The sequence below is a fragment of the Streptomyces marokkonensis genome (assembly GCF_008312835.1).
Lineage (GTDB): Bacteria > Actinomycetota > Actinomycetes > Streptomycetales > Streptomycetaceae > Streptomyces > Streptomyces marokkonensis_A.
This window is the reverse complement of record NZ_VSKS01000009.1, coordinates 99,284-123,611: the sequence shown is the minus strand read 5'-3', so window position 1 is coordinate 123,611 and position 24,328 is coordinate 99,284. Positions and strand designations below refer to the sequence as shown.

Annotated in this window: 25 protein-coding genes and 1 pseudogene; 24 read left to right on the top strand and 2 right to left on the bottom strand. The window is 71.7% G+C overall.

The window, feature by feature from the left end:
- Nucleotides 1-7: 7 nt before the first annotated feature.
- Entirely contained in the window at nucleotides 8-2,434 is a 2,427-nt protein-coding gene (locus tag F1615_RS17560) for a [protein-PII] uridylyltransferase (RefSeq protein WP_425385650.1), read from the top strand.
- Nucleotides 2,435-2,653: 219 nt separating this feature from the next.
- Nucleotides 2,654-4,204 carry a signal recognition particle protein gene (ffh, locus tag F1615_RS17555; RefSeq protein WP_149549935.1) on the top strand — a complete coding sequence of 517 codons (1,551 nt, stop codon included), beginning with the start codon at nucleotides 2,654-2,656 and terminating at the stop codon, nucleotides 4,202-4,204.
- Nucleotides 4,205-4,266: 62 nt separating this feature from the next.
- Here the strand turns inward: ffh and F1615_RS17550 are convergent, their stop codons facing one another.
- Nucleotides 4,267-5,121, bottom strand: coding sequence for a methyltransferase domain-containing protein (locus F1615_RS17550; RefSeq protein WP_149549934.1), 855 nt, complete (start codon nucleotides 5,119-5,121; stop codon nucleotides 4,267-4,269).
- A gap of 581 nt (nucleotides 5,122-5,702) precedes the next feature.
- Here F1615_RS17550 and F1615_RS17540 point away from each other — a divergent pair.
- The 17 genes and pseudogenes from F1615_RS17540 (at nucleotide 5,703) to F1615_RS17460 (ending at nucleotide 18,752) form a co-directional block, all read left to right on the top strand.
- Nucleotides 5,703-6,299 carry a hypothetical protein gene (locus F1615_RS17540; protein WP_037933313.1) on the top strand — a complete coding sequence of 199 codons (597 nt, stop codon included), beginning with the start codon at nucleotides 5,703-5,705 and terminating at the stop codon, nucleotides 6,297-6,299.
- Between the two features lie 338 nt (nucleotides 6,300-6,637).
- Nucleotides 6,638-7,057 (top strand): 30S ribosomal protein S16, encoded by a 420-nt coding sequence (gene rpsP / locus F1615_RS17535; protein WP_037933314.1) that lies wholly within the window; start codon nucleotides 6,638-6,640, stop codon nucleotides 7,055-7,057.
- Nucleotides 7,058-7,059: 2 nt separating this feature from the next.
- A complete protein-coding gene (locus F1615_RS17530; protein ID WP_005479813.1) occupies nucleotides 7,060-7,299 on the top strand; it encodes an RNA-binding protein in 240 nt (79 codons plus the stop codon).
- A 110-nt stretch (nucleotides 7,300-7,409) separates the two neighbouring features.
- The gene (rimM, locus tag F1615_RS17525; protein WP_149549932.1) at nucleotides 7,410-7,979 is read left to right on the top strand and encodes a ribosome maturation factor RimM; all 570 of its coding nucleotides are present in this window, start codon (nucleotides 7,410-7,412) and stop codon (nucleotides 7,977-7,979) included.
- Complete coding sequence (trmD, locus tag F1615_RS17520) at nucleotides 7,979-8,812, top strand: tRNA (guanosine(37)-N1)-methyltransferase TrmD (protein ID WP_149550055.1); 834 nt, start codon at nucleotides 7,979-7,981, stop codon at nucleotides 8,810-8,812. The genes rimM and trmD overlap by 1 nt, the downstream gene beginning before the upstream one ends.
- 132 nt (nucleotides 8,813-8,944) lie before the next feature.
- Entirely contained in the window at nucleotides 8,945-9,295 is a 351-nt protein-coding gene (gene rplS / locus F1615_RS17515) for a 50S ribosomal protein L19 (protein WP_149549931.1), read from the top strand.
- A 45-nt stretch (nucleotides 9,296-9,340) separates the two neighbouring features.
- Nucleotides 9,341-10,081, top strand: a complete 741-nt coding sequence (lepB, locus tag F1615_RS17510) for a signal peptidase I (protein WP_149549930.1) — start codon at nucleotides 9,341-9,343, stop codon at nucleotides 10,079-10,081.
- A pseudogene (gene lepB, locus F1615_RS36980) lies at nucleotides 10,074-11,162 on the top strand (signal peptidase I); the annotation flags it as partial. The gene lepB (F1615_RS17510) and the pseudogene lepB (F1615_RS36980), both read left to right, overlap by 8 nt.
- Nucleotides 11,053-12,039, top strand: a complete 987-nt coding sequence (lepB, locus tag F1615_RS17500; protein ID WP_244328775.1) for a signal peptidase I — start codon at nucleotides 11,053-11,055, stop codon at nucleotides 12,037-12,039. The pseudogene lepB (F1615_RS36980) and the gene lepB (F1615_RS17500), both read left to right, overlap by 110 nt.
- A gap of 33 nt (nucleotides 12,040-12,072) precedes the next feature.
- On the top strand, nucleotides 12,073-12,843 hold the full coding sequence (gene lepB / locus F1615_RS17495; RefSeq protein ID WP_149549927.1) for a signal peptidase I: 771 nt from the start codon (nucleotides 12,073-12,075) through the stop codon (nucleotides 12,841-12,843).
- Nucleotides 12,833-13,360: an NUDIX hydrolase gene (locus F1615_RS17490; protein ID WP_149549926.1), complete on the top strand. Its 528-nt coding sequence runs from the start codon at nucleotides 12,833-12,835 to the stop codon at nucleotides 13,358-13,360. Before lepB (F1615_RS17495) ends, F1615_RS17490 begins: the two co-directional genes overlap by 11 nt.
- A gap of 53 nt (nucleotides 13,361-13,413) precedes the next feature.
- Nucleotides 13,414-13,722, top strand: coding sequence for a DUF2469 domain-containing protein (locus F1615_RS17485; protein ID WP_003965949.1), 309 nt, complete (start codon nucleotides 13,414-13,416; stop codon nucleotides 13,720-13,722).
- A 111-nt stretch (nucleotides 13,723-13,833) separates the two neighbouring features.
- The gene (locus F1615_RS17480) at nucleotides 13,834-14,205 is read left to right on the top strand and encodes a YraN family protein (RefSeq protein ID WP_149549925.1); all 372 of its coding nucleotides are present in this window, start codon (nucleotides 13,834-13,836) and stop codon (nucleotides 14,203-14,205) included.
- A 1-nt stretch (nucleotide 14,206) separates the two neighbouring features.
- Nucleotides 14,207-15,832: a YifB family Mg chelatase-like AAA ATPase gene (locus F1615_RS17475; protein WP_149549924.1), complete on the top strand. Its 1,626-nt coding sequence runs from the start codon at nucleotides 14,207-14,209 to the stop codon at nucleotides 15,830-15,832.
- Complete coding sequence (gene dprA / locus F1615_RS17470) at nucleotides 15,829-16,989, top strand: DNA-processing protein DprA (protein WP_149549923.1); 1,161 nt, start codon at nucleotides 15,829-15,831, stop codon at nucleotides 16,987-16,989. The genes F1615_RS17475 and dprA overlap by 4 nt, the downstream gene beginning before the upstream one ends.
- Before the next feature lie 272 nt (nucleotides 16,990-17,261).
- Nucleotides 17,262-18,104: an RNA polymerase sigma factor WhiG gene (gene whiG / locus F1615_RS17465; protein WP_149549922.1), complete on the top strand. Its 843-nt coding sequence runs from the start codon at nucleotides 17,262-17,264 to the stop codon at nucleotides 18,102-18,104.
- Between the two features lie 90 nt (nucleotides 18,105-18,194).
- A complete protein-coding gene (locus tag F1615_RS17460) occupies nucleotides 18,195-18,752 on the top strand; it encodes a TetR/AcrR family transcriptional regulator (RefSeq protein ID WP_149550054.1) in 558 nt (185 codons plus the stop codon).
- 31 nt (nucleotides 18,753-18,783) lie between these two features.
- Here F1615_RS17460 and F1615_RS17455 read toward each other — a convergent pair whose 3' ends face one another.
- Entirely contained in the window at nucleotides 18,784-19,377 is a 594-nt protein-coding gene (locus tag F1615_RS17455; protein ID WP_149549921.1) for a murein hydrolase activator EnvC family protein, read from the bottom strand.
- A gap of 282 nt (nucleotides 19,378-19,659) precedes the next feature.
- Here F1615_RS17455 and rpsB point away from each other — a divergent pair, with 282 nt between their 5' ends.
- From rpsB to F1615_RS17430, 5 genes are all read left to right on the top strand, one after another.
- Nucleotides 19,660-20,580: a 30S ribosomal protein S2 gene (gene rpsB, locus F1615_RS17450; protein ID WP_149549920.1), complete on the top strand. Its 921-nt coding sequence runs from the start codon at nucleotides 19,660-19,662 to the stop codon at nucleotides 20,578-20,580.
- 157 nt (nucleotides 20,581-20,737) lie between these two features.
- Complete coding sequence (gene tsf / locus F1615_RS17445; protein WP_149549919.1) at nucleotides 20,738-21,574, top strand: translation elongation factor Ts; 837 nt, start codon at nucleotides 20,738-20,740, stop codon at nucleotides 21,572-21,574.
- Between the two features lie 189 nt (nucleotides 21,575-21,763).
- Nucleotides 21,764-22,522, top strand: coding sequence for a UMP kinase (pyrH, locus tag F1615_RS17440; protein WP_030824848.1), 759 nt, complete (start codon nucleotides 21,764-21,766; stop codon nucleotides 22,520-22,522).
- A 120-nt stretch (nucleotides 22,523-22,642) separates the two neighbouring features.
- Entirely contained in the window at nucleotides 22,643-23,200 is a 558-nt protein-coding gene (gene frr / locus F1615_RS17435; RefSeq protein WP_014675285.1) for a ribosome recycling factor, read from the top strand.
- On the top strand, nucleotides 23,200-24,324 hold the full coding sequence (locus tag F1615_RS17430; protein WP_149549918.1) for a phosphatidate cytidylyltransferase: 1,125 nt from the start codon (nucleotides 23,200-23,202) through the stop codon (nucleotides 24,322-24,324). The genes frr and F1615_RS17430 overlap by 1 nt, the downstream gene beginning before the upstream one ends.
- The last annotated feature ends 4 nt before the right edge of the window (nucleotides 24,325-24,328 follow it).

Here is a 24,328-nt window from a genome sequence, read left to right as displayed (position 1 = left end):
GACGGACATGCAGAACGAGGCAGAGGACTCGGGACCCAGCGGCTACGCGGCGGCCCGGCTGCGCCTTCTCAACGAGAAGGCGCGGTCCGGGCCGCCGCGCCGTGCCGCTCTCGCGGACCTCACGGACCGGTGGCTCACCGGACTGTTCACGGCCGGCACCGAGGGGTCGCGCGGAGTGTCCCTGGTCGCCGTGGGCGGCTACGGGCGCGCGGAACTCTCCCCGCGCAGCGACCTCGACCTGCTCCTGCTGCACGACGGCGGCGACCCCCGTGCGGTCGCCGCTCTCGCGGACCGCCTCTGGTACCCCGTCTGGGACCTCGGCCTCGCCCTCGACCACTCCGTCCGCACCCCGGCCGAGGCCCGCCGGACCGCGGGCGAGGACCTCAAGGTCCAGCTCGGCCTGCTCGACGCCCGGCACATCGCCGGCGACCTCGGTCTCACCACCGCGCTGCGTACGGCCGTGCTCGCCGACTGGCGCAACCAGGCGCCGAAACGTCTCCCCGCCCTGCGGGAGTTGTGCGAGGAACGCGCCGGACGGCAGGGCGAACTGCAGTACCTCCTGGAGCCCGACCTCAAGGAGGCCCGCGGCGGCCTGCGCGACGCCACCGCCCTGCGCGCGGTGGCCGCCTCCTGGGTCGCCGACGCACCGCGCGAGGGCCTGGCCGACGCCCGCCGCCGGCTCCTCGACGTACGCGACGCCCTGCATCTGACCACCGGCCGGGCGACCGACCGGCTCGCGCTCCAGGAGCAGGACCAGGTCGCGGCCGAGCTCGGCCTGCTCGACGCGGACGTGCTGCTGCGCCAGGTCTACGAGGCCGCGCGGGTCATCGCCTACGCGGGTGACGTCACCTGGCGCGAAGTGGGGCGCGTTCTGCGCTCCCGCGCGGTACGGCCCCGGCTGCGCGCCATCCTCGGCGGCGGCAAACCGGTGCCCGAGCGCTCCCCGCTGGCCGAGGGCGTCGTGGAACAGGACGGCGAGGTGGTACTCGCCCGCGCCGCGCGCCCCGAACGCGACCCCGTGCTTCCCCTGCGCGCCGCGGCCGCCGCCGCCCAGGCCGGCCTCCCGCTCTCCCTGCACGCCGTACGGCGCATGGCGACCGGCGCACGCCCCCTGCCCACACCCTGGCCCGCCGAGGCGCGGGAACAACTGGTGACCCTGCTGGGTTCCGGTCGGCCCACGGTGCAGGTCTGGGAGGCGCTGGAGGCGGAGGGCCTGGTCAACAGCCTGCTTCCGGACTGGGAACGGGTCCGCTGCCGCCCCCAGCGCAACGCCGTCCACCTGTGGACCGTGGACCGGCACCTCATCGAGACCGCCGTGCGCGCCTCCGAGTTCACCCGGCGCGTGCACCGGCCCGACCTGCTGCTGGTCGCCGCGCTGCTGCACGACATCGGCAAGGGGTGGCCCGGCGACCACTCGGTGGCCGGCGAGGTCATCGCCAAGGACGTGGCCGCCCGCATCGGCTTCGAGCACCACGACGTCGCCGTGATCGCCACCCTCGTACGCCACCACCTCCTGCTCGTCGAGACCGCCACCCGGCGCGATCTGGACGACCCGGCCACCGTGCGCGCGGTCGCCGAGGCCGTCCGCTCCCAGGGCACCCTCGACCTGCTGCACGCCCTCACCGAGGCGGACGCCCTCGCCACCGGACCGGCAGCCTGGTCGTCGTGGCGCGCCTCGCTCGTGGCCGACCTGGTCGGACGGGTCTCCGCCGTGCTGTCCGGAGACGTCCCGGCCGACCCCGCGGAGGCCGCACACACCGCGGAGCACGAGCGTCTCGCCCTCGAGGCCGTCGCCACGGGCGCGCCCGTGCTGTCCCTGCGGGCCCAGACCGAACCGTCCGCCGAACCCTCCGGCGACCCCGAGCCGCTGGGCGTGGAGCTGCTCATCGCCGTGCCCGACCAGGCGGGCGTGCTGCCCGCGGCGGCCGGGGTGCTCGCCCTGCACCGGCTGACCGTGCGGACCGCCGAGCTGCGGGCCCTGGACCTCCCCGCCGGGGTCGACGGCTCCGTGCTCCTGCTGGACTGGCGGGTCGCCGCCGAGTACGGCTCCCTTCCCCAGGCCGCCCGGCTCCGCGCCGACCTCGTACGCGCCCTGGACGGCAGCCTCGACATCGCGGGCCGCCTCGCCGAGCGGGACGCCGCGTACCCGAGACGGCGCGGGGTGGTCGCGCCCCCGCCGCGCGTGACGGTCGCCCCGGCCGCCTCCCGGCACGCCACGGTGATCGAGGTCCGCGCGCAGGACGCCCCCGGGCTGCTGTTCCGCATCGGACGGGCGCTGGAGGACGCGGGCGTGCGCGTGCGCAGCGCGCACGCCGGCACGCTGGGCGCGAACGCGGTCGACGCCTTTTACGTGACGCAAGAGCGCGGTGTGCCTTTGCCGGCCGAGGAGGCGGTGGCCGTGGCCCGGAAGCTGGAGGAGGCGCTGCGGGCGTGACTTCGTGGTCGCTCTGAGCGTTTACCGGCTGTGCTCCCCGCCGACGCGGGAATGGTCCGATCGTGAACGACGAGCTCATCACGATTCTTGGTTGCTCCCTGCGGTGCGGGGATCCGCCCCCGTCCACTCGACGCAGTGGGTGGGGGCGATTTGCTTGCTGGGCCGGATACCCTGGAGGGCAGCCCAGTTCCGCCCCCGACCCCGAGGACCGACGCCGCCGTGTTCGATACTCTCTCCGACCGCCTCAGCGCGACCTTCAAAAACCTCCGCGGAAAAGGCCGGCTGAGCGAAGCGGACATCGACGCCACGGCGCGTGAGATCCGCATCGCCCTGCTGGAAGCGGACGTGGCTCTGCCGGTCGTCCGCACGTTCATCAAGAACGTCAAGGAGCGGGCGCTGGGCGCCGAGGTCTCCAAGGCGCTGAATCCCGCCCAGCAGGTTCTCAAGATCGTCAACGACGAGCTCGTTCACGTGCTCGGCGGCGAGACCCGCCGGCTGCGCTTCGCCAAGCAGCCGCCGACCGTGATCATGCTGGCCGGTCTGCAGGGTGCCGGTAAGACCACCCTCGCGGGCAAGCTCGGCCGCTGGCTGAAGGAGCAGGGCCACTCGCCGGTGCTGGTCGCCGCCGACCTCCAGCGCCCGAACGCCGTCAACCAGCTGAGCGTCGTCGCCGAGCGCGCGGGCGTGGCCGTCTACGCGCCCGAGCCGGGCAACGGCGTGGGCGACCCGGTGAAGGTCGCCAAGGACTCCATCGAGTTCGCGCGGACCAAGGTCCACGACATCGTGATCGTGGACACCGCCGGCCGCCTGGGCATCGACCAGGAGATGATGCGGCAGGCCGCGGACATCCGGGACGCGGTCTCCCCGGACGAGATCCTGTTCGTCGTCGACGCGATGATCGGTCAGGACGCGGTCAACACCGCCGAGGCCTTCCGTGACGGCGTCGGCTTCGACGGCGTGGTGCTCTCCAAGCTCGACGGTGACGCGCGCGGTGGTGCGGCGCTGTCGATCCGGCAGATCACCGGCAAGCCGATCATGTTCGCGTCCAACGGTGAGAAGCTCGACGACTTCGACGCCTTCCACCCGGACCGGATGGCCTCCCGCATCCTCGACATGGGTGACCTGCTCACCCTGATCGAGCAGGCGGAGAAGACGTTCAGTCAGGAAGAGGCCGAGAAGATGGCCTCCAAGCTGGCGTCGAAGAAGGGCCAGGACTTCACCCTGGACGACTTCCTGGCCCAGATGGAGCAGGTCAGGAAGATGGGCAGCATCAGCAAGCTGCTCGGCATGCTGCCCGGCATGGGTCAGATCAAGGACCAGATCAACAACCTCGACGAGCGCGACGTCGACCGCACCGCCGCGATCATCAAGTCGATGACCCCGGCCGAGCGCCAGGAGCCGACGATCATCAACGGCTCGCGCCGTGCCCGTATCGCCAAGGGCTCCGGTGTCGAGGTCAGCGCGGTGAAGAACCTGGTCGAGCGGTTCTTCGAGGCGCGGAAGATGATGTCGCGCATGGCTCAGGGCGGTGGCATGCCGGGGATGCCCGGGATGCCGGGCATGGGCGGCGGTCCCGGCCGGGCGAAGAAGAAGCAGAAGCAGGCCAAGGGCAAGCAGCGCTCCGGCAACCCGATGAAGCGCAAGCAGCAGGAGCAGGAGGCCGCCGCGCGCCGTGCCGCCGCCGCGGAGGGCGGCAGTGCCTTCGGTCTGCCGCAGCAGGGCGGCAAGGACTTCGAGCTGCCCGACGAGTTCAAGAAGTTCATGGGCTGAGGCCCTCGCCGGTCCGCGCCGCTGGGGCGTCCCTCGAACGAGGGGCGCCCCAGCGGTGTGTCTCAGGGGGTGCGCGCGACGAGGTACCGGAACACGTTCGGCATCCACACGGTTCCGTCGTGCCGCTGGTACGGATGCAGGGCTTCCGTCAGCTCCTTGTCGACCTGCACCTGGTCCGTGGCGGTGATCGCCGGGTCGAACAGGCCGGTCGACTTCAGGCCCCGCACCGCGCTGTCCGCGTCGGCGTAGCCGAAGGGGCAGGCCACCCGCCCGGAACCGTCCGGCCGCAGTCCCGCCCGCTCGGCGACCCGCTCCAGGTCGTCGCGGTCGGTGGGGCGCCAGGTGCCCCCGCCGCGCAGCGGCTCCGCGAGCTTGGCGGCCACCCGGAGCACGGACGCCGTGGCGCACCGCTCCGGCGGACCCCAGCCGGCCAGCACCACGGCCGCCCCGCGCCCGGCGAGCGGCACCGCCTCGGCGAGCAGTTCGCCGAGCCCCTCCGCGTCTCCCGCGAGACAGCCGATCGGCTCGAACGCGGTCACCACGGTGTACGCGGACGCGTCCGCGCGGGCCGTGTCCGCCGGTGAGCCGTGCACGATCCTGGTGCCGGCAGGCGCGTGAGCCTCCCGCTCGCCGGGCAGCAGCCGCTCGCGCGCGAGGGCCAGCCGGTCGGCGGAGGCGTCGACGCCGGTGATCGTGGCACCGCGCGAGGCCGCCATCAGCAGGGCCAGTCCGGAGCCGCAGCCGAGACCGAGCAGTCGTGTCGTGGGACCCACGTCCAGTCGCTCGTAGACGGCCTCGTAGAGCGGTACGAGCATCCGCTCCTGGATCTCGGACCAGTCACGCGCGCGTGCACGCAGGTCCACGCGGGGGGAGGCCCCCGTGTGAGGCAGGTGCTGCCGCACGAGCGTAGGTGTCATAGGTAAGCGCCCCAATCAGCCGAGAGTTGCCGCAGTGCCCGATTACCTGGCCCCCGTGCAGTGCGCCCGCACACCCCCCGTATGCCAGGAAACTCCGCCCTCGACGTGTCGTCCAGTGGAATGCGGCGGCGGCTTGGTAGTTGCTCGTGCCAGTGGCAAGAATTCACATCCCGGTAATCCGCGGCCGTGCGTCCCACATGGCGAGGGCACCCGGGCGCCGGTTCCGGCCAGGGCCGACGGGCCGGAGGGGCGGGGGGTGGGGCGGTGCGCGGGGCCGGTGGGGGACCCGGTAACGTCGCGGGCGTGGCGCTCCCGGTGGGGCCGGGCGCCCTGTCGCCGCGAGACGGCCGAAACGCCCCCTTGCGCACCCCGGGACCTCACACGCACCGGCGCGTATGGACCGCTTACGCGCGGGGCGTACGTCAGCCTACGCACCACCTTGAGGTGAGCTGCGAGGCTTCTCCGCAGATCAGCGCACCCGCCCTCGTCAGAGCGCATCAGCGGCAACTGACGGGTACGTGCAAAATATTTGGGATGCCCCGGAATCGGAACACAGAGGTACCCGCGCTCGTTGTCATTACGTGAGCACGACACAGACACCACCTGTACTCGCCGCAGAGCTGGCACAGGCGTGGGCCGACATTCAGCGGTACCACCCCGAATTGCCCGATCTTGCCGCGCCCGAGTCTCTGATCGGGGAGTCGTCGTCCGCGTGCGGTCACGAGCTCTCCTTCGAACGACTGCTGCACGAGGCAGTCCACGGCGTCGCCGCAGCGCGCGGCGTACGCGACACATCCCGCGCCGGCCGCTACCACAACCGCAGATTCCTCGCGATCGCCGAGGAACTGGGCCTGGACCACCCCGAGGAGCCCCATCCCAGCAGTGGTTTCTCACTGGTCACGCTCACTCCCGAGGCGAAGCGCCGCTACCGTCCCACGACGGAACGCCTGCACCGCGCCCTCAAGGCCCACACCGCGGCGACCGCGGGCGACACCGCCCGCAGCTTCCGCGGGCCGGCCGCACGGCACGGTTCCTCGGGCGGCGGCGTGCGTGTCAAGGCCGTCTGCGACTGCGGCCGCAACGTCCGCGTCGTCCCCTCGGTCCTGGCCCAGGCCCCGATCGTCTGCGGCGGCTGCGGCAAGCCGTTCCGCATTCCGGAAGTAGCGGCGGCAAGCTGACCCCCGGCACCTCGTGGGTGCCGGGACCGGCCCGCCGTCCTGCGCCGCCGCGTCCAGCCGCGCCGCCGTCACCGCGGGCGGTCGTGCCGCCGGGACGCATGGGCGCGCACCCGGCGTACGGTCACCGATACGCCGGGTGCCGCTCCGGCGTGCCCGCCCGCTCACACCCCGTGGCAAACGCGCCTCCCAGGGTGTGGCAGAATGGTCAGCTGTACTCGACAGCCGCACAGGACCCCTCTCTCCTCCGGCTGACGCGTCCGTCGGGCACTCGGGTACCGCAACCCCACGCGGCATTTCCGCCGTGCCCAACCACGTCAAATCCAGGAGAACCCACTCCCGTGGCAGTCAAGATCAAGCTGAAGCGTCTGGGCAAGATCCGTTCGCCTCACTACCGCATCGTCGTCGCCGACTCCCGTACCCGCCGTGACGGCCGGGCCATCGAGGAGATCGGCAAGTACCACCCGACGTACAACCCGTCGGTGATCGAGGTCGACGCCGAGCGCGTGGCGTACTGGCTCGGTGTCGGCGCCCAGCCGACCGAGCCCGTGCTCGCCATCCTGAAGAAGACCGGCGACTGGCAGAAGTTCAAGGGCGAGCCCGCCCCTGCTCCGCTGCTCCAGCAGGCCGAGAAGCCCGCCCGTCCGTCGTTCGAGGCGATCGGTGGCGACGACGAGGGCAAGGGTGAGGCGATCACCCAGAAGAAGAAGGCTGAGAAGAAGGACGAGGCCGCCGCCGAGTCCGCGTCGACCGAGGCCTGAGCATGCTCGAGGAGGCTCTCGAGCACCTCGTGAAGGGCATCGTCGACAACCCTGACGATGTGCAGGTCGCCTCGCGCGACCTGCGTCGCGGTCGCGTGCTCGAGGTCCGGGTCCATCCGGACGACCTCGGCAAGGTGATCGGCCGCAACGGCCGCACCGCACGCGCGCTGCGCACCGTCGTGGGCGCCATCGGCGGCCGCGGTGTCCGCGTCGACCTCGTCGACGTGGACCACGTCCGCTGACGCCAAACGCAGCACCGGCTCGGGCCGGGGAGGGCCACTGGGCCGTCCCCGGCCCGCAGTCGTATGAGCCGTGAGTGGCTCGTCGCAGTTTCGACAGGAGATCAAGCACAGTGCAGCTGGTAGTCGCTCGCATCGGCCGCGCCCATGGCATCAAGGGCGAGGTCACCGTGGAGGTCCGCACCGACGAACCGGAGCTGAGGCTCGGACCCGGTGCCGTCCTGGCCACCGACCCCGCCTCCGTCGGCCCGCTGACCATCGAGACCGGCCGTGTGCACAGCGGCCGCCTCCTGCTGCGCTTCGAGGGCGTGCACGACCGCAACGGCGCCGAGGCGCTGCGCAACACCCTCCTGATCGCCGACGTCGATCCCGAGGAGCGGCCCGAGGACCCGGACGAGTACTACGACCACCAGCTGATCGACCTGGACGTGGTGACCGTGGACGGCACCGAGGTCGGCCGGATCACCGAGATCTCGCACCTGCCCACGCAGGACCTCTTCGTGGTCGAGCGCCCCGACGGCACCGAGGTGTACGTCCCGTTCGTCGAGGAGATCGTCACCGGGATCGACCTTGAGGAGCAGCGGGCCGTCATCGACCCGCCGCCGGGCCTGATCGACGACCGCGCGGAGATCGCCTCCTCCAGGGACTCCAGGGACTCCAGGGACTCCGGGGACGAGGCGTGATGCGGCTCGACGTCGTCACCATCTTCCCCGAGTACCTGGACCCGCTGAACGTCTCCCTCGTGGGCAAGGCACGCGCACGCGGACAGCTCGACGTCCACGTGCACGACCTGCGTTCCTGGACCCACGACCGGCACCACACCGTCGACGACACCCCGTACGGCGGCGGCCCCGGCATGGTCATGAAGACCGAGCCGTGGGGGGACGCGCTGGACTCGGTCCTGGCCGACGGCTACGAGGCCGGCTCCCGCGGGCCGGCCCTGATCGTCCCCACCCCCAGCGGCCGTCCCTTCACCCAGGAACTGGCGGTCCACCTCTCCGAGCGCCCCTGGCTGATCTTCACCCCGGCCCGCTACGAGGGCATCGACCGCCGTGTCGTCGACGAGTACGCGACCCGGATGCCCGTGTACGAGGTGTCCATCGGCGACTACGTCCTGGCCGGCGGCGAGGCGGCCGTCCTCGTCGTCACCGAGGCCGTGGCCAGACTGCTCCCCGGCGTCCTCGGCAACGCCGAATCGCACCGCGACGACTCCTTCGCCCCCGGCGCCATGGCCAACCTCCTTGAGGGCCCCGTCTACACCAAGCCGCCCTCCTGGCGCGACCGCGGCATCCCCGACGTACTGCTCAGCGGCCACCACGGCAGGATCGCCCGCTGGCGGCGCGACGAGGCGCTGCGCCGCACCACGGCCCACCGGCCGGACCTCATCGAGCGCTGCGATCCCAAGGTGTTCGACAAGAAGGACCGCGAGATGCTGTCCATCCTGGGCTGGGAACCGGACCCCGCGGGAGAGCCGTACGGCCGATTTTGGCGCAGGACGGACGGCGTGGAACAATAGGCCGCTGTTGTGCGTCGTCCGGCGTGCGCCCCTGCCGCAGGGGGACACGACGCCCGCCCGCATCGCACCCCCGTGATCCGTCACTCCAGTTGCCGTTGATGACCTGCGGCATCAGCGAAGAAAGCAGACGACATGTCTCACCTCCTCGACTCCGTCGACTCCGCGTCGCTGCGCAGCGACGTCCCGGCGTTCCGCCCCGGCGACACCGTCAACGTCCACGTGCGCGTCATCGAGGGCAACCGCTCCCGTGTGCAGCAGTTCAAGGGCGTGGTGATCCGCCGCCAGGGTGCCGGCGTCCGCGAGACCTTCACGGTCCGCAAGGTCTCCTTCTCCGTCGGCGTCGAGCGCACCTTCCCGGTGCACACCCCGATCGTGGAGAAGATCGAGCTCGTCACCAGGGGCGACGTCCGCCGCGCCAAGCTGTACTACCTGCGCGAGCTGCGCGGCAAGGCGGCGAAGATCAAGGAGAAGCGCGCGAACTGAGCGCTTTACCGGAGCCACACCGGGGCCGGATAGCATCTGGCCCCGATGGACACCGAAGCACAGCCGACGGAGCGCGACCGTTCCTTCCCCCCTGCCGGACCCGAGAACAGCTCGGGGACGCCGGGGCCGGAGGAGCGGTCGCGCTCCGCGTTGGTGCCCCGCATCACGCAGTGGCTCCCCGGCGGGCGCATTACCCTGACCCTGCTGCTCTGTCTGCTGTTCCTGCTGGCCGTCAACACCTTCGTGGCGCGGCCGTTCGAGATTCCCAGTGGATCGATGGAACGCGGATTGAGGGACGGGGACCGCGTTCTCGTAAACAAGTTGGCGTACCGCTTCGGCGACGGGCCGGACCGCGGCGACGTGATTGTGTTCGACGGCACCGGGTATTTCGGTGAGGCCGACTACATCAAACGGGTCGTCGGGGTGGGCGGGGACCACGTGGTCTGCTGTGACAGGGAGGGGATGATCCGGGTGAACGGCCGTTCGGTCGACGAGTCGGGTTTCCTGTTCCCCGGTGACAGACCCTCCACGGTGCCGTTCGACGTCGTCGTGCCCGACGGCCGGCTGTTCGTCCTCGGTGACCACCGCAGCAACTCCAGCGACTCCCGCGACCACCTCGGTTCGCCCGGCGGAGGCATGATCCCCGTGGCCGGGGTCATCGGCCGCGCCGACGGGATCGTGTGGCCGCCCGACCGTGCCACCCGGCTGCACCGGCCCGGCGCCTACGCGCGGGTGCCCGCCGCGGAGGCGAGCGCGGCCCGTCCGGCGGGGGGCGGTCATGGGTAATCGCGGCAAACCCCGCGGTGTCCCGGAGAGCCCCGCGGAGAACCTGCTGCCCACCGGCTCCCGCCGCGCGGCCGCCCCGGGCTCCGGGCGCTCCCGGGCCGAGCGGCGCAAGCTCCAGCGCAAGGTCAAGCGGCGCCGCAGGCGGAGCGCGGTCAAGGAGATCCCCCTCCTCGTCGGCGTGGCCGTACTGATCGCCCTGGTGCTCAAGACGTTCCTCGTACAGGCCTTCGTCATCCCGTCGGGCTCCATGGAGCAGACGATCCAGATCGGCGACCGGGTGCTCGTCGACAAGCTCACCCCGTGGTTCGGCTCCAAGCCGCAGCGCGGGGACGTCGTCGTGTTCAAGGACCCCGGCGGCTGGCTCCAGGACGAGCGGACCACCCCGAAGAAGGAGGACCCCGTCGGGATCAAGCAGATCAAGGAAGGGCTCACCTTCATCGGACTGCTGCCGTCCGAGAACGAGAAGGACCTCATCAAGCGGGTCGTCGGCGTCGGCGGCGACCGGGTCCAGTGCTGCGACCAGCAGGGCCGGGTCACCGTCAACGGCGTGCCCCTGGACGAGGACTACCTCTACCCCGGCAACGCCCCGTCCAGGACTCCGTTCGACATCACCGTGCCCGAGGGGCGGCTGTGGGTGATGGGCGACCACCGGGCGAACTCGGCCGACTCCCGTTTCCACCAGGACACCGCCTACAAGGGCACCGTCTCCGAGGACGAGGTGGTGGGCCGGGCGATGGTCATCGCCTGGCCGCTCGGCCACTGGAGCACACTGGAGGAACCCACCACCTACGCTTCCGTGTCGGACTCCGCACCGGGGTCGACCGCTGCCGCGCCGCTGTCGCATAGGGTTGCCCCGGACGATCCCAACGGAATGGTCCAGCTCCCGACCCCTGCGGAACTCCCGCTCGTTATGGGAGTGGTGGGCCTGCGCCGGGCATGGCGCGGGCGGCGGCAGAGAGTGAGGAGTTGGCGTGGGGGATGCGGCGGTTGGCGCACGGTCCGGACGCGAGGGCGAGGAGCACCGCGGGCGTCCCGCGGACGCGGCCTATCCGGCGGCGGACGACTCCGTGACCTCCGGGAAGCACCTCTCGGCGGGTGGCGGCGACGGGCCCGGGGACGGGCAGCCCCCCACGGAGCAGGGAGGCTCCGGCGACGGCACCCCCCGGGCGAAGCAGCCCCGCTCCTTCTGGAAGGAACTGCCCATCCTGATCGGTATCGCGCTGGTACTGGCGCTGCTGATCAAGACGTTCCTGGTGCAGGCGTTCTCCATCCCCTCCGACTCGATGCAGAACACCCTCCAGAAGGGTGACCGGGTCCTGGTCGACAAGCTCACCCCGTGGTTCGGCTCCGAGCCCGAGCGCGGCGAGGTCGTCGTCTTCCACGACCCCGACAACTGGCTGGCGGGTGAGCCGACCCCGGATCCGAACCCCCTGCAGAAGGTCCTGAGCTGGATCGGTCTGATGCCGTCCGCGGAGGAGAAGGACCTGATCAAGCGGGTCGTCGGCGTCGGCGGTGACACGATCGAGTGCAAGGGCACCGGCCCGCTGAAGGTCAACGGCAAGGCGCTGAACGAGCCGTATGTGTATCCCGGCAACACCCCGTGCAGCCAGGACGACCAGGGCGGCCAGTTCAAGGTGAAGGTCCCCGAGGGTCACATCTGGGTCATGGGCGACCACCGCCAGAACTCCCGGGACTCGCGGTACAACCGGGCCGACAGCAACGACGGGTTCGTCCCCGTGGACAAGGTCGTCGGCCGCGCCGTCGTCATCGCCTGGCCGGTCAACCGCTGGACCAACCTGCCCGTCCCCGACACCTTCGACCAGCCCGGTCTGGGCACCTCGTCGTCCGCCGCGGCCCTGTCGGCCGCCCCGCAGGGGCTCGCGCTCGCGGGCGCGGTGCCGCTGGTGCTCTGGCGACGCCGCCGGTACGGCGACGGAACGGGCCGCCAGGAGGGCTGACCGCGTCCGGTACTGCCGGGTAGGGTGCGGCCCATGAGTGGTCAGAGCACGACGCGTACCGTTCCCGGCAGCGGCGGCCCGGGCAGCGTCCGGGCGGGCAGCCGGACGGGGCAGCGTCTGTCCGGACTGGCCGTGGCCCTGGGCATGGTGCTGTTTCTCGGCGGGTTCGTCTGGGGAGCGGTGGTGTACCGGCCGTACACCGTGCCCACCACCTCGATGGCACCGACGATCGGCGCCGGCCACCGGGTGCTGGCCGAGCGCGTCGACGGCGGCGACGTCCGCCGGGGTGACGTCGTCGTCTTCACGGACACCACGTGGTCGAACGCCCCCATGGTGAAGCGGGTGGTCGCCGTCGGCGGTGACAAGGTCTCCTGCTGCCAGGACGGCAGGCTCACGGTGAACGGCAAGGAGATCGACGAACCGTACCTCCCCGAGGACACGGTGGCGGAGCTCGCCGCCTTCCCCGAGGTGACCGTGCCGAAGGGCCGCCTGTTCCTGCTCGGTGACGAGCGTTCCGGGTCCATCGACTCCTCGGCCCACCTGACCGACGCCGCCGGCGGCACCGTCTCCCGCGGCGCCGTCCAGGCCCGGGTCGACGCCGTGGTCTGGCCGATGGACGGCATGCTGAAGACGCCCACCGGCTTCGAGCAGCTCGGTGCGCTCTCCTCACCCGGCCCGCTGCGGACCGTCGTCGGCGCTGTGATCGCCGGCGCCGTCCTCGTGCTCGGCGGGGCCGCGTACGGTCCCCTCGCCAAGCGGGCGGGCGCGTCCCGCGCGAACGCGGGGACCGCCGGTGTCCGCTGAACCGGTTCCGGCGGTCGAGGGCTCCTGCGCGGACGGGCTGCGCCGGGTCGCCCGGGTCGTGCTGCTCGACCCGCGGGACCGCATCCTCCTGCTGCACGGCCACGAACCGGACGACCCCGCCGACGACTGGTGGTTCACGCCCGGCGGCGGTGTCGAGGGCGAGGAGACCCGGGAACAGGCCGCGCTCAGGGAACTCGCCGAGGAGACCGGCATCACGGAGGTCGAGCTGGGGCCCGTGCTCTGGCGGCGCAGGTGCTCCTTCCCGTTCGCCGGGCGCCGCTGGGACCAGGACGAGTGGTACTACCTCGCCCGCACCACCCAGACGGTCACCGCGGCGACGGCGCTGACCGAGCTGGAGCGGCGCAGTGTCGCCGGAGCACGCTGGTGGACGTGCCCCGAACTCGCTCGGGCGCATGAGACGGTGTATCCGACCAGACTCGCCGAGCTGCTGCGGACACTGCTCGACGACGGTCCCCCCGCCGGACCCGTGACCCTGGACACCGAAATCGTCCAGTGATTCCCGGGACTGGCGCACAATGGTGGGATCGCACGGCTGAAGGGGAACATGCCATGAGCGCCGAGGACCTCGAGAAGTACGAGACCGAGATGGAGCTGAAGCTCTACCGGGAGTACCGCGATGTCGTCGGTCTGTTCAAATACGTGATCGAGACCGAGCGGCGCTTCTATCTGACCAACGACTACGAGATGCAGGTGCACTCGGTCCAGGGCGAGGTGTTCTTCGAGGTGTCCATGGCGGACGCCTGGGTCTGGGACATGTACCGGCCGGCCAGGTTCGTGAAGCAGGTGCGCGTCCTGACGTTCAAGGACGTGAACATCGAGGAGCTCAACAAGAGCGATCTGGAGCTCCCGGGCGGGTGACCGGCGTGCACTCGCACGGGTGACGCGGTTGTCCACAACCGCCGGGTTGTGCACCAAGATCCACTCCGTGCGGCGGCGTGCCCGAGCGTAGGCGCCGGAGGTGGTGCCGACATGAACGCACAACGGGCACGCAGCGCACTCGGCAGGTACGGCGAGACACTGGCCGCACGACGGCTGACGCAGGCGGGGATGACGGTTCTGGCGCGCAACTGGCGCTGCGGCAGGACCGGCGAGATCGACATCGTGGCCAGGGACGGTGACGCCCTGGTCGTCTGCGAGGTGAAGACCCGCAGGGCGGGGCACTTCCAGCACCCCATGGAGGCGGTCACGCCGGCCAAGGCGAGCCGGCTGCGCGGACTCGCGGAGCGCTGGCTCCAGGAACACGGGGGAGCACCGCCCGGCGGGGTCCGTATCGACCTGGTCGGCGTGCTGCTGCCGGCCCGCGGCGCACCCGTCGTCGAGCACGTCCGGGGGGTGGCCTGAGATGGGGTTCGCCCGTACCTGCTCGGTTGCGCTGGTGGGCGTCGAGGGCGTGGTCGTCGAGGTCCAGGCCGACCTGGAACCGGGGGTCGCGGCGTTCACGCTGGTGGGACTGCCGGACAAGAGCCTGACGGAGAGCCGGGACCGGGTCAGGGCGGCCGTGGTCAATTCCGGCGCGGAGTGGCCGCAGAAGAAGCTCACCGTGGGGCTCAGTCCGGCCTCGGTGCCGAAGGCGGGCAGCGGCTTCGACCTCGCGGTCGCCTGCGCCGTGCTCGGCGCCGCCGAGCGGATCGACCCGCGGGTGCTCGCCGACATCGTGATGATCGGCGAACTCGGACTGGACGGCCGGGTGCGGCCGGTGCGCGGCATCCTGCCCGCGGTGCTGGCCGCGGCGGACGCGGGATACGAGCAGGTGGTCGTGCCGGAGTGCGCCGCCGCCGAGGCCTCGCTGGTACCGGGCGTGTCCGTCCTGGGCATCCGCAGCCTGCGCCAGCTGATCGCGGTACTGACCGACGAGCCCGTGCCGGAGGAGGCGGCCGAGGAGCCGACGCGCCCCGACCCGCTGCTGGCCGGGCTGCGCATCCCCGGCACCGGCGCGGCCACCGGCATGCACGGCGCCGGCGCCGCACAGCACGACCCGGGCCACGACCTCGCGGACGTCGTGGGCCAGCTCTCGGCACGGACGGCGGTGGAGGTGGCCGCGGCGGGCGGACACCACCTCTTCCTCGAGGGACCACCCGGCGCCGGCAAGACGATACTGGCGGAGCGGCTGCCGTCGATCCTGCCGCCGCTCGACCGGCAGGCGTCCCTGGAGGTGACGGCCGTGCACTCGGTGGCGGGCCTGCTGCCACCGGGCAAGCCCTTGATCGACACGGCCCCCTACTGCGCCCCGCACCACTCGGCCACCATGCAGGCACTCGTCGGCGGCGGCCCCGGCACGGCCCGGCCGGGAGCGGTGTCCCTGTCGCACCGGGGCGTGCTGTTCCTGGACGAGACCCCGGAGTTCAGCAGCCGGGCGCTGGACGCCCTGCGCCAGCCGCTGGAGGCCGGGCACGTGGTCATCGCGCGCAGTGCGGGGGTCGTGCGCTTCCCGGCGCGCTTCCTGATGGTGCTCGCCGCCAACCCGTGTCCCTGCGGGCGCTTCTCGCAGACGAACGACCAGTGCGAATGCCCGCCCTCCGCGGTCCGCCGCTACCAGGCCAGGCTGTCCGGGCCGCTGCTCGACCGGGTCGACCTGCGGGTCGAGATCGACCGCGTCACCCGCACCGAACTCACGGCGGGCGGCGCCCGCGGAGAGGCCACCGCCACGGTCGCCGAACGGGTGCGGACCGCCAGGGAACGCGCCGCCGCGCGGCTCACCGGCACACCGTGGCACACCAACAGCGACATCCCCGGACGGGAGCTGCGCAGCCGCTGGCACGCCGCGCCCGGCGCCATGGACGACGCCGAGCGGAGCCTGGAGCGGGGCGTGCTCACCGCGCGGGGCCTCGACCGGGTCCTGCGGGTCGCCTGGACCGTCGCCGACCTGTCCGGACACGACCGGCCCGACGCCACGGACGTCGCCCTCGCCCTGCAGCTGCGCACCGGAGTCCCGCGCGGGGTGCCCATGGCCATCGGAGCGGCGGTATGAGCGCCGCGGCCGGGCCCGGGGACGAGCTGCTCGGCCGGATCCTCCTCACCCGGGTCGTCGAACCCGGCGACGAGACCGGCGGGCGCTGGGTGCGGGAACTCGGCGTGGACGCGGTGGTGCGGCGGCTGCGGGAGCGTGGTGAGCCGCTGCCCGGGGCGAGTGGCAGGCGATGGGCCGCCCTGGTCGCCCGGGCCGAGCGGGCCGAGCCGCGCAGGGACCTCGCCGTCGCGCGGAAGGCCGGGGTGCGGTTCGTCTGTCCCGGGGCCGCCGAATGGCCCGGTCAGCTCGACGACCTGGGGGACGCCCGGCCGCTCGGGCTGTGGGTGCGCGGGGGCGCGGACCTGCGGATGTGGGCGCTGCGCTCGGTCGCCGTGGTCGGCGCCCGCGCCTGCACCGAGTACGGCGCGTACATGGCCGCCACCCTCGCGGCCGGCCTCGCCGAGCGCGGGTGGATCGTGGTCTCCGGCGGCGCCTACGGGGTCGACGGTGCCGCCCACCGCGGCGCGCTGGGCTCCGGTGGCGCCACGGTCGCCGTCCTCGCCTGCGGGGTCGACCGGCCCTACCCGCGCGGACACGCCGGGCTCATCGGCAGGATCGCGGAACAGGGCCTGGTCGTCGGCGAGTTGCCGCCCGGCGATCACCCGACACCGAGCAGGTTCATCCTCCGCAACAGGGTCATCGCCGCGCTCACCAGGGGCACGGTCGTCGTCGAGGCCGCCCACCGCAGCGGCTCCCTGGTGACCGCCCGGGCGGCCCGGCGTCTGGGCCGGCACACGATGGGGATCCCGGGGCCGGCCACCAGCGGGCTCTCCGCCGGGGTGCACGAACTGCTGCGCCAGGACGCCGTCCTCGTCACCGACGCCGACGAGGTCGTCGAGCTGGTCGGCGACATGGGTGAGCTCGCACCGGAACGCCGGGGACCGGTGCTGCCCCGGGACCTCCTCGACCCGGCCGGGCGCCAGGTCCTCGCCGCGCTTCCCGCACGCGGAGCGGCCCGGCCGGACGAGATCGCGCTCGCCGCGCAGACCACGCCGGACGACGCGATCGCGAGACTGTACGAACTACGAGCACTTGGTTACGTCGAACGACACGGCGACAGCTGGAAGTTGACGCGCCAGGCGATGACGTCGCTCCGCGAAGGCCCCGACACCCGCTGACGGAGCGTGTTCGGCCGTCCGGGGGAACCCCGACACCCCATGGGGAATACGCCAGTTGGGGCACGCCGGTGATCACGCAGAGCGACGGGCGTGCCCCGGTGGGAGGGCCCACGGAACGAATCTGCGCAGGGTCCCACCTCGCTCCTTCGCACACCGCGACGCCACAGTCACGCTACGCTCACGAGGATCCCGACGCGGACAGGCAACTCGACATCGGACAGACAGCGAATCCAGCCAGCACCAGCCCACGGCAGAACGGCACAAGGCGACGAATGCCCCAGCACACCTCCGGGTCCGACCGGGCGGCGATCCCCCCAGCCGCCCGCGACGGTGGCAGCGTGCGGCCGCCCGCTCCCTCGACGCTCGACGAGCTGTGGCGGTCGTACAAGGCGACGGGGGACGAACGACTGCGGGAGCAGCTGATCCTGCACTACTCGCCGCTGGTGAAGTACGTCGCCGGCCGGGTCAGCGTGGGGCTGCCGCCCAATGTCGAGCAGGCGGACTTCGTCTCCTCCGGGGTCTTCGGGCTGATCGACGCGATCGAGAAGTTCGACGTCGACCGCGAGATCAAGTTCGAGACCTACGCGATCACCCGCATCCGGGGCGCGATGATCGACGAGCTGCGGGCACTGGACTGGATCCCGCGCTCGGTCCGGCAGAAGGCGCGCAACGTGGAGCGCGCCTACGCCACGCTGGAGGCGCGGCTGCGGCGCACGCCGTCGGAGAGCGAGGTCGCCGACGAGCTGGACATCACGGTGGCCGAGCTGCACGCGGTTTTCAGCCAGCTGTCGCTCGCGAACGTCGTCGCCCTGGAGGAGCTGCTCCACGCCGGGGGCGACAGCGGTGATCAGCTGAGCTTCATGGACACCCTGGAGGACACCGCCGCCGACAACCCGGTGGAAGTGGCCGAGGACAGGGAGCTGCGGAGGTTCCTCGCCCGGGCCATCAACACGCTCCCGGAGCGGGAGAAGACCGTGGTGACGCTGTACTACTACGAGGGGCTCACCCTGGCCGAGATCGGCAACGTCCTGGGTGTGACCGAGAGCCGGGTCAGCCAGATCCACACCAAGTCCGTGCTCCAGCTGCGCGCGAAACTGGCGAGTTTCGGCCGCTGAGCCCGCCCGGCGGAGAGCGGCCGATCCTCTGGCCGCCACGGGCGGGGCGTCCGTAAAGTGGTCGACGTGCCAAGGATTCGAGCGGCCTCCGTGGCCGAGCACCGGTCGATGCAGCGAGCCGCCCTGCTGGACGCGGCACGCTCCCTGCTGTCCGAGGGCGGTACGGAGGCGCTGACCTTCCCGGCCCTCGCCGAGCGCACCGGGCTCGCGCGCTCGTCCGTGTACGAGTACTTCCGCTCGCGCGGGGCCGTCGTCGAGGAGCTGTGCGAGGTCGACTTCCCGGTCTGGGCGGCGGAGGTCGAGGCGGCCATGGCGACCGCCGGCGGGGCCGAGGCCAGGATCGAGGCGTACGTCCGCAAGCAGCTGGAACTGGTGGCGGACCGGCGGCACCGCGCCGTCGTCGCGATCTCCGCGAGCGAGCTCGACGCGGGCGCGCGCGAGAAGATCCGCGCCGCGCACGGCGGTCTCGTCGCGATGATCGTCGACGCCCTCGCCGACCTGGGGCACACCGAACCCCGTCTCGCGGCCATGCTGCTCCAGGGCGTGGTCGACGCCGCCGTGCGCCGCGTCGAACTGGGCGCGGCGGAACACCCCGACGCGATCACCGAAGCAGCGGTCTCCATGGCTCTCGGGGGCGTACGCGGCTGACGGCCGGGACCCGCCGCGCCGGCGAGGGTGATCACCCGGGCACCGGAACCCCCAGCACCGGCAGCAGTCGCGAGGGGCCTCGGTGCAGCAGCCACGGGGGGAGCAGGCCGAGCGGGTCCAGATAGGTGCCGGCCCGCAGCAGGCCCCAGTGCACGCAGGGCGCCGCGCAGTGGGAGCCCGCGTTCTCCACGGTGCCGATCACCTCGCCCGCCGCCACCTCGTCGCCCTCGGCCACCGAGGCGCGGACCGGCTCGTGGGTCGTGCGCAGCGGGGGATCGCCCGTGCCCGTCAGCTCCACCGAGACCACGCCCCTTCCGGCCACCCGGCCCGCGAACGAGACCCGGCCCGCGGCCACCGCCCGTACCGGCGCCCCCGGTGCCGCCGCCAGGTCCACGCCCCGGTGCCCGCGCCCGTACACCGTCGCCGGTGGCTCCCAGCCGCGCAGCACCCGGGGCCGTACCCCCACCGGCCACGTCCGGCCGACGGCCGGCGTCTGGCCGTCCCCGGCCACCGGTGCGGCCGCGGGCAGCCAGGACGGAGGCGGCGGGGCCAGTAGCGCCGCCAGGGTCATGATCACCAGCAGGACCAGGCGCGTGCCGGTCCTCGCCCATCGACTCGTTCGCATGCCGGGAGCGTTCCTCACCCGCGTGATCACCGCCGGGACCTGTGGACCACCACCCATGTTGTGGACAACGGCGTCACCCGGGGCCCCGCGGGTCCCGTACACTTCTGGTGGCGACCCGGGCCACCGGGTCGACTTCGCACGCCCCGACATCAGGACCGGTCACGGCCGGAACCCGGATGTCAGCGCCCCTCGGTCCTTCGCGGCAACGGCGCGTCGCGGGCGTCAGGCGCGGGAGCCGTCCGGCATCCGCGGCACAACCGAGAAATTCAAGGAGATACGGCCATGGCCGTCGTCACGATGCGGGAGCTGCTGGAGAGCGGCGTCCACTTCGGTCACCAGACCCGTCGTTGGAACCCGAAGATGAAGCGCTTCATCTTCACGGAGCGCAACGGCATCTACATCATCGACCTGCTCCAGTCGCTGTCGTACATCGACCGCGCCTACGAGTTCGTCAAGGAGACTGTCGCCCACGGCGGCACGGTCATGTTCGTCGGCACGAAGAAGCAGGCGCAGGAGGCCATCGCCGAGCAGGCCACCCGCGTCGGCATGCCCTACGTGAACCAGCGCTGGCTGGGCGGCATGCTCACCAACTTCTCGACCGTCTACAAGCGTCTGCAGCGCCTGAAGGAGCTCGAGCAGATCGACTTCGAGGACGTGGCCGCCTCCGGCCTCACCAAGAAGGAGCTGCTGGTCCTCTCCCGCGAGAAGGCCAAGCTGGAGAAGACCCTCGGCGGTATCCGCGAGATGCAGAAGGTGCCCAGCGCCGTCTGGATCGTGGACACCAAGAAGGAGCACATCGCGGTCGGCGAGGCCCGGAAGCTCAACATCCCGGTCGTCGCCATCCTCGACACCAACTGCGACCCCGACGAGGTCGACTACAAGATCCCGGGCAACGACGACGCGATCCGCTCCGTCACCCTGCTCACCCGCGTGATCGCCGACGCCGTCGCCGAGGGCCTCATCGCCCGCAGCGGTGTCGCCACCGAGGGCAAGGGCGAGAAGGCCGCCGGCGAGCCGCTGGCCGAGTGGGAGCGCGACCTGCTCGAGGGCGAGAAGAAGGCGGAGGAGGCCGCTCCGGCCGCCGCCGAGGCCGAGAAGCCGGCCGAGGCTCCCGCCGCCGAGGCCGAGAAGCCGGCCGAGGCCCCCGCCGCCGAGGCCGAGAAGCCCGCCGAGGCCCCCGCCGCCGAGGCCGAGCAGGCCTGACCGCCCCGTCAGAGCCGATGACGGCGGGAGCGGTGACATCTCATCCGCTCCCGCCGTTCACCCGTAGGTCGGCGGAGCGTCGGGCACCTGCCCTCGAGTAGGTCCCTGACCCCGCGGATCTCCGATCCTCCAGACTTCGAGAAAGATTCACAGACTCATGGCGAACTACACCGCCGCCGACGTCAAGAAGCTCCGGGAGCTCACCGGCGCCGGCATGATGGACTGCAAGAAGGCGCTGGACGAGGCCGACGGCAACGTCGAGAAGGCCGTCGAGGCGCTCCGCATCAAGGGCCAGAAGGGCGTCGCCAAGCGCGAGGGCCGCTCCGCCGAGAACGGCGCCGTGGTCTCGATCATCGCCGACGACAACTCCGCCGGTGTCCTCGTCGAGCTGAAGTGCGAGACGGACTTCGTCGCCAAGGGCGAGAAGTTCCAGGCCGTGGCCACCGCCATCGCCGAGCACGTCACCAGGACCTCCCCGGCCGACCTCGAGGCCCTGCTCGCCTCCGAGATCGAGGCCGGCAAGACCGTCCAGGCGTTCGTGGACGAGGCCAACGCCAACCTCGGCGAGAAGATCGTCCTGGACCGCTTCGCGCAGTTCGCCGACGGTTACGTGACGGCGTACATGCACCGCACGATGCCCGACCTGCCCCCGCAGATCGGCGTGCTCGTCGAGCTCGACAAGCCGAACGCGGAGATCGCCAAGGGCGTCGCCCAGCACATCGCCGCCTTCGCGCCGAAGTACCTCTCCAAGGACGAGGTGCCGGCCGAGGTCGTCGAGTCCGAGCGTCGCATCGCCGAGGAGACCACCCGCGCCGAGGGCAAGCCCGAGGCCGCGATCGCCAAGATCGTCGAGGGTCGTCTGAACGGCTTCTTCAAGGACGCCACGCTGCTCGGCCAGCCCTACGCGCTGGACAACAAGAAGTCCGTCCAGAAGGTCCTGGACGAGGCCGGTGTCACCCTGAAGCGCTTCACGCGCATCAAGGTCGGCATCTGAGTCCGTACGCGACGGACGCGCGACCCCGATAGGGTCGACAGCAGTCGTTCGGACACGCGTCCACGCACGCGCGCGTGCCGGACGACAGCAGATCTGACGAGGAGGCCATTGCCGTATGGGATGCGAACCACGCCCCACCGGCAATGGCCTTCTTCGTATGTGCAACACGCGAAAGAGGCGGGATCCCCGATGACCACCAAGGCTGAGAAGAGCGACGACGGCAAAGTACGCGGCCGGTTTCTGCTGAAGCTGTCCGGAGAGGCCTTCTCCGGTGGCGGGGGACTGGGTGTCGATCCCGACGTGGTGCACGCCATCGCGCGTGAGATCGCGGCCGTCGTGCGGGACGGCGCGCAGATCGCGATCGTCATCGGCGGCGGCAACTTCTTCCGCGGCGCCGAGCTCCAGGTGCGCGGCATGGACCGTGCCCGCTCCGACTACATGGGCATGCTCGGCACCGTGATGAACTGCCTCGCCCTCCAGGACTTCCTGGAGAAGGAGGGCGTCGACTGCCGCGTGCAGACCGCCATCACCATGGGGCAGGTCGCCGAGCCCTACATCCCGCTGCGCGCCGTGCGTCACCTGGAGAAGGGCCGCGTGGTCATCTTCGGCGCCGGTATGGGCATGCCGTACTTCTCCACCGACACCACCGCCGCCCAGCGCGCCCTGGAGATCGACGCCGAGGCGCTGCTCATGGGCAAGAACGGTGTGGACGGGGTCTACGACTCCGACCCCAAGACCAACCCGGACGCCGTGAAGTTCGACGCGCTCGGCTACGGCGAGGTCATCACCCGGGACCTGAAGGTCGCCGACGCCACGGCCGTCACGCTCTGCCGTGACAACAGCCTCCCGATCGTCGTCTTCGAGCTTCTGAAGGAGGGCAATATCGCCCGCGCCGTCAAGGGTGAGAAGATCGGCACGCTTGTGGGTGACCAAGCCGGGCGCAACTGACCGGGGGATGGACAATGTCCTGCCGGTCGGGAACCGTGCAGGAAGAAGACGCGACGCAGCCGGCCGCCGTCCCGACAGGGAACCGCAGCCGGGCCTACTCAAGACACGCAGGAGCAAGTGGTGATCGAAGAGACCCTCCTCGAGGCCGAGGAGAAGATGGAGAAGGCCGTCGTGGTCGCCAAGGAGGACTTCGCCGCGATCCGCACCGGCCGTGCGCACCCGGCGATGTTCAACAAGATCGTGGCCGACTACTACGGCGCGCCGACGCCGATCAACCAGCTGGCCTCGTTCTCCGTGCCCGAGCCGCGCATGGCCGTGGTGACGCCGTTCGACAAGAGCGCGCTGCGCAACATCGAGCAGGCGATCCGCGACTCCGACCTGGGCGTCAATCCGAGCAACGACGGCAACATCATCCGGGTGGTGTTCCCCGAGCTGACCGAGGAGCGCCGTCGCGAGTACATCAAGGTCGCCAAGGGCAAGGGTGAGGACGCCAAGGTCTCCATCCGCTCCGTGCGCCGCAAGGCCAAGGACGCCATCGACAAGCTGATCAAGGACGGCGAGGTCGGCGAGGACGAGGGCCGCCGTGCGGAGAAGGAGCTCGACGACACCACCGCGAAGTACGTCGCCCAGGTGGACGAGCTCCTGAAGCACAAGGAAGCGGAGCTGCTCGAGGTCTGATGAACGACTCTTCCTGGGGGGCGCCGCAGACCGGGTACTGGGGGCCGTCCGACCACGGGCCCGGCCAGGGGGCTGCCCCGGCCGGTCCCGCGTACGATGCGCACTACGCGCAGCAGACCCGCCCCGTGCCCATCGTGCCCGACGTACCCGAACACGGCGGAGACCAGGATGTGGAACAGGGGGCCGCTCGGCTGAGCGGCCCCCTGTTCCGAGACGAGATGCCGCAGGCACGGCCCCATCCCGGGGAGGTGCCGCAGAATCCGGAGCCCATGCCCCACGCCCCGCAGCCGGCGCCCGCCCCGCAGAAGAAGAGCGCGGGGCGCGACCTCGGTGCCGCGATAGGCGTCGGCGTCGGACTCGGCGTGGTGATCGTCGCGTCGCTGTTCGTCGTCAAGGCGGTCTTCGTCGGCGTGGTCGCCGTCGCCGTCGTGGTCGGCCTGTGGGAGCTGACCAAGCGGCTCGAGGAGCGCAAGGGCATCAAGGCGCCCCTCGTCCCGCTCGCGATCGGCGGTGCGGCCATGGTCGTCGCCGGGTACGCCCGGGGCGCCGAGGGGGCGTGGGTCGCCATGGCGCTCACCACGCTGGCGGTGCTCGTGTGGCGCATGACGGCGCCGCCCGAGGGTTACCTCAAGGACGTCACCGCGGGTGTCTTCGCGGCGTTCTACGTGCCGTTCCTGGCCACGTTCGTCGCGATGATGCTCACGGCCGACGACGGTCCCTGGCGCGTCCTGACCTTCCTGCTGCTGACGGTCGTCAGTGACACCGGTGCGTACGCCGTCGGCTGGCGGTTCGGCACGCACAAGCTCGCCCCGCGGATCAGTCCCGGCAAGACCCGCGAGGGGCTGCTGGGAGCGATCGGCTTCGCGATGGCCGCGGGCGCGCTGTGCATGCAGTTCCTGATCGACGACGGCAGCTGGTGGCAGGGCCTGCTGCTCGGCCTCGCGGTCGCCGCCAGCGCCACGCTGGGCGACCTCGGCGAGTCCATGATCAAGCGCGACCTCGGCATCAAGGACATGGGCACCCTGCTCCCGGGCCACGGCGGCATTATGGACCGACTGGACTCCCTGCTGCCGACGGCACCGGTGGTGTGGCTGCTGCTCGTACTCTTCGTCGGATCGGGCTGATCCG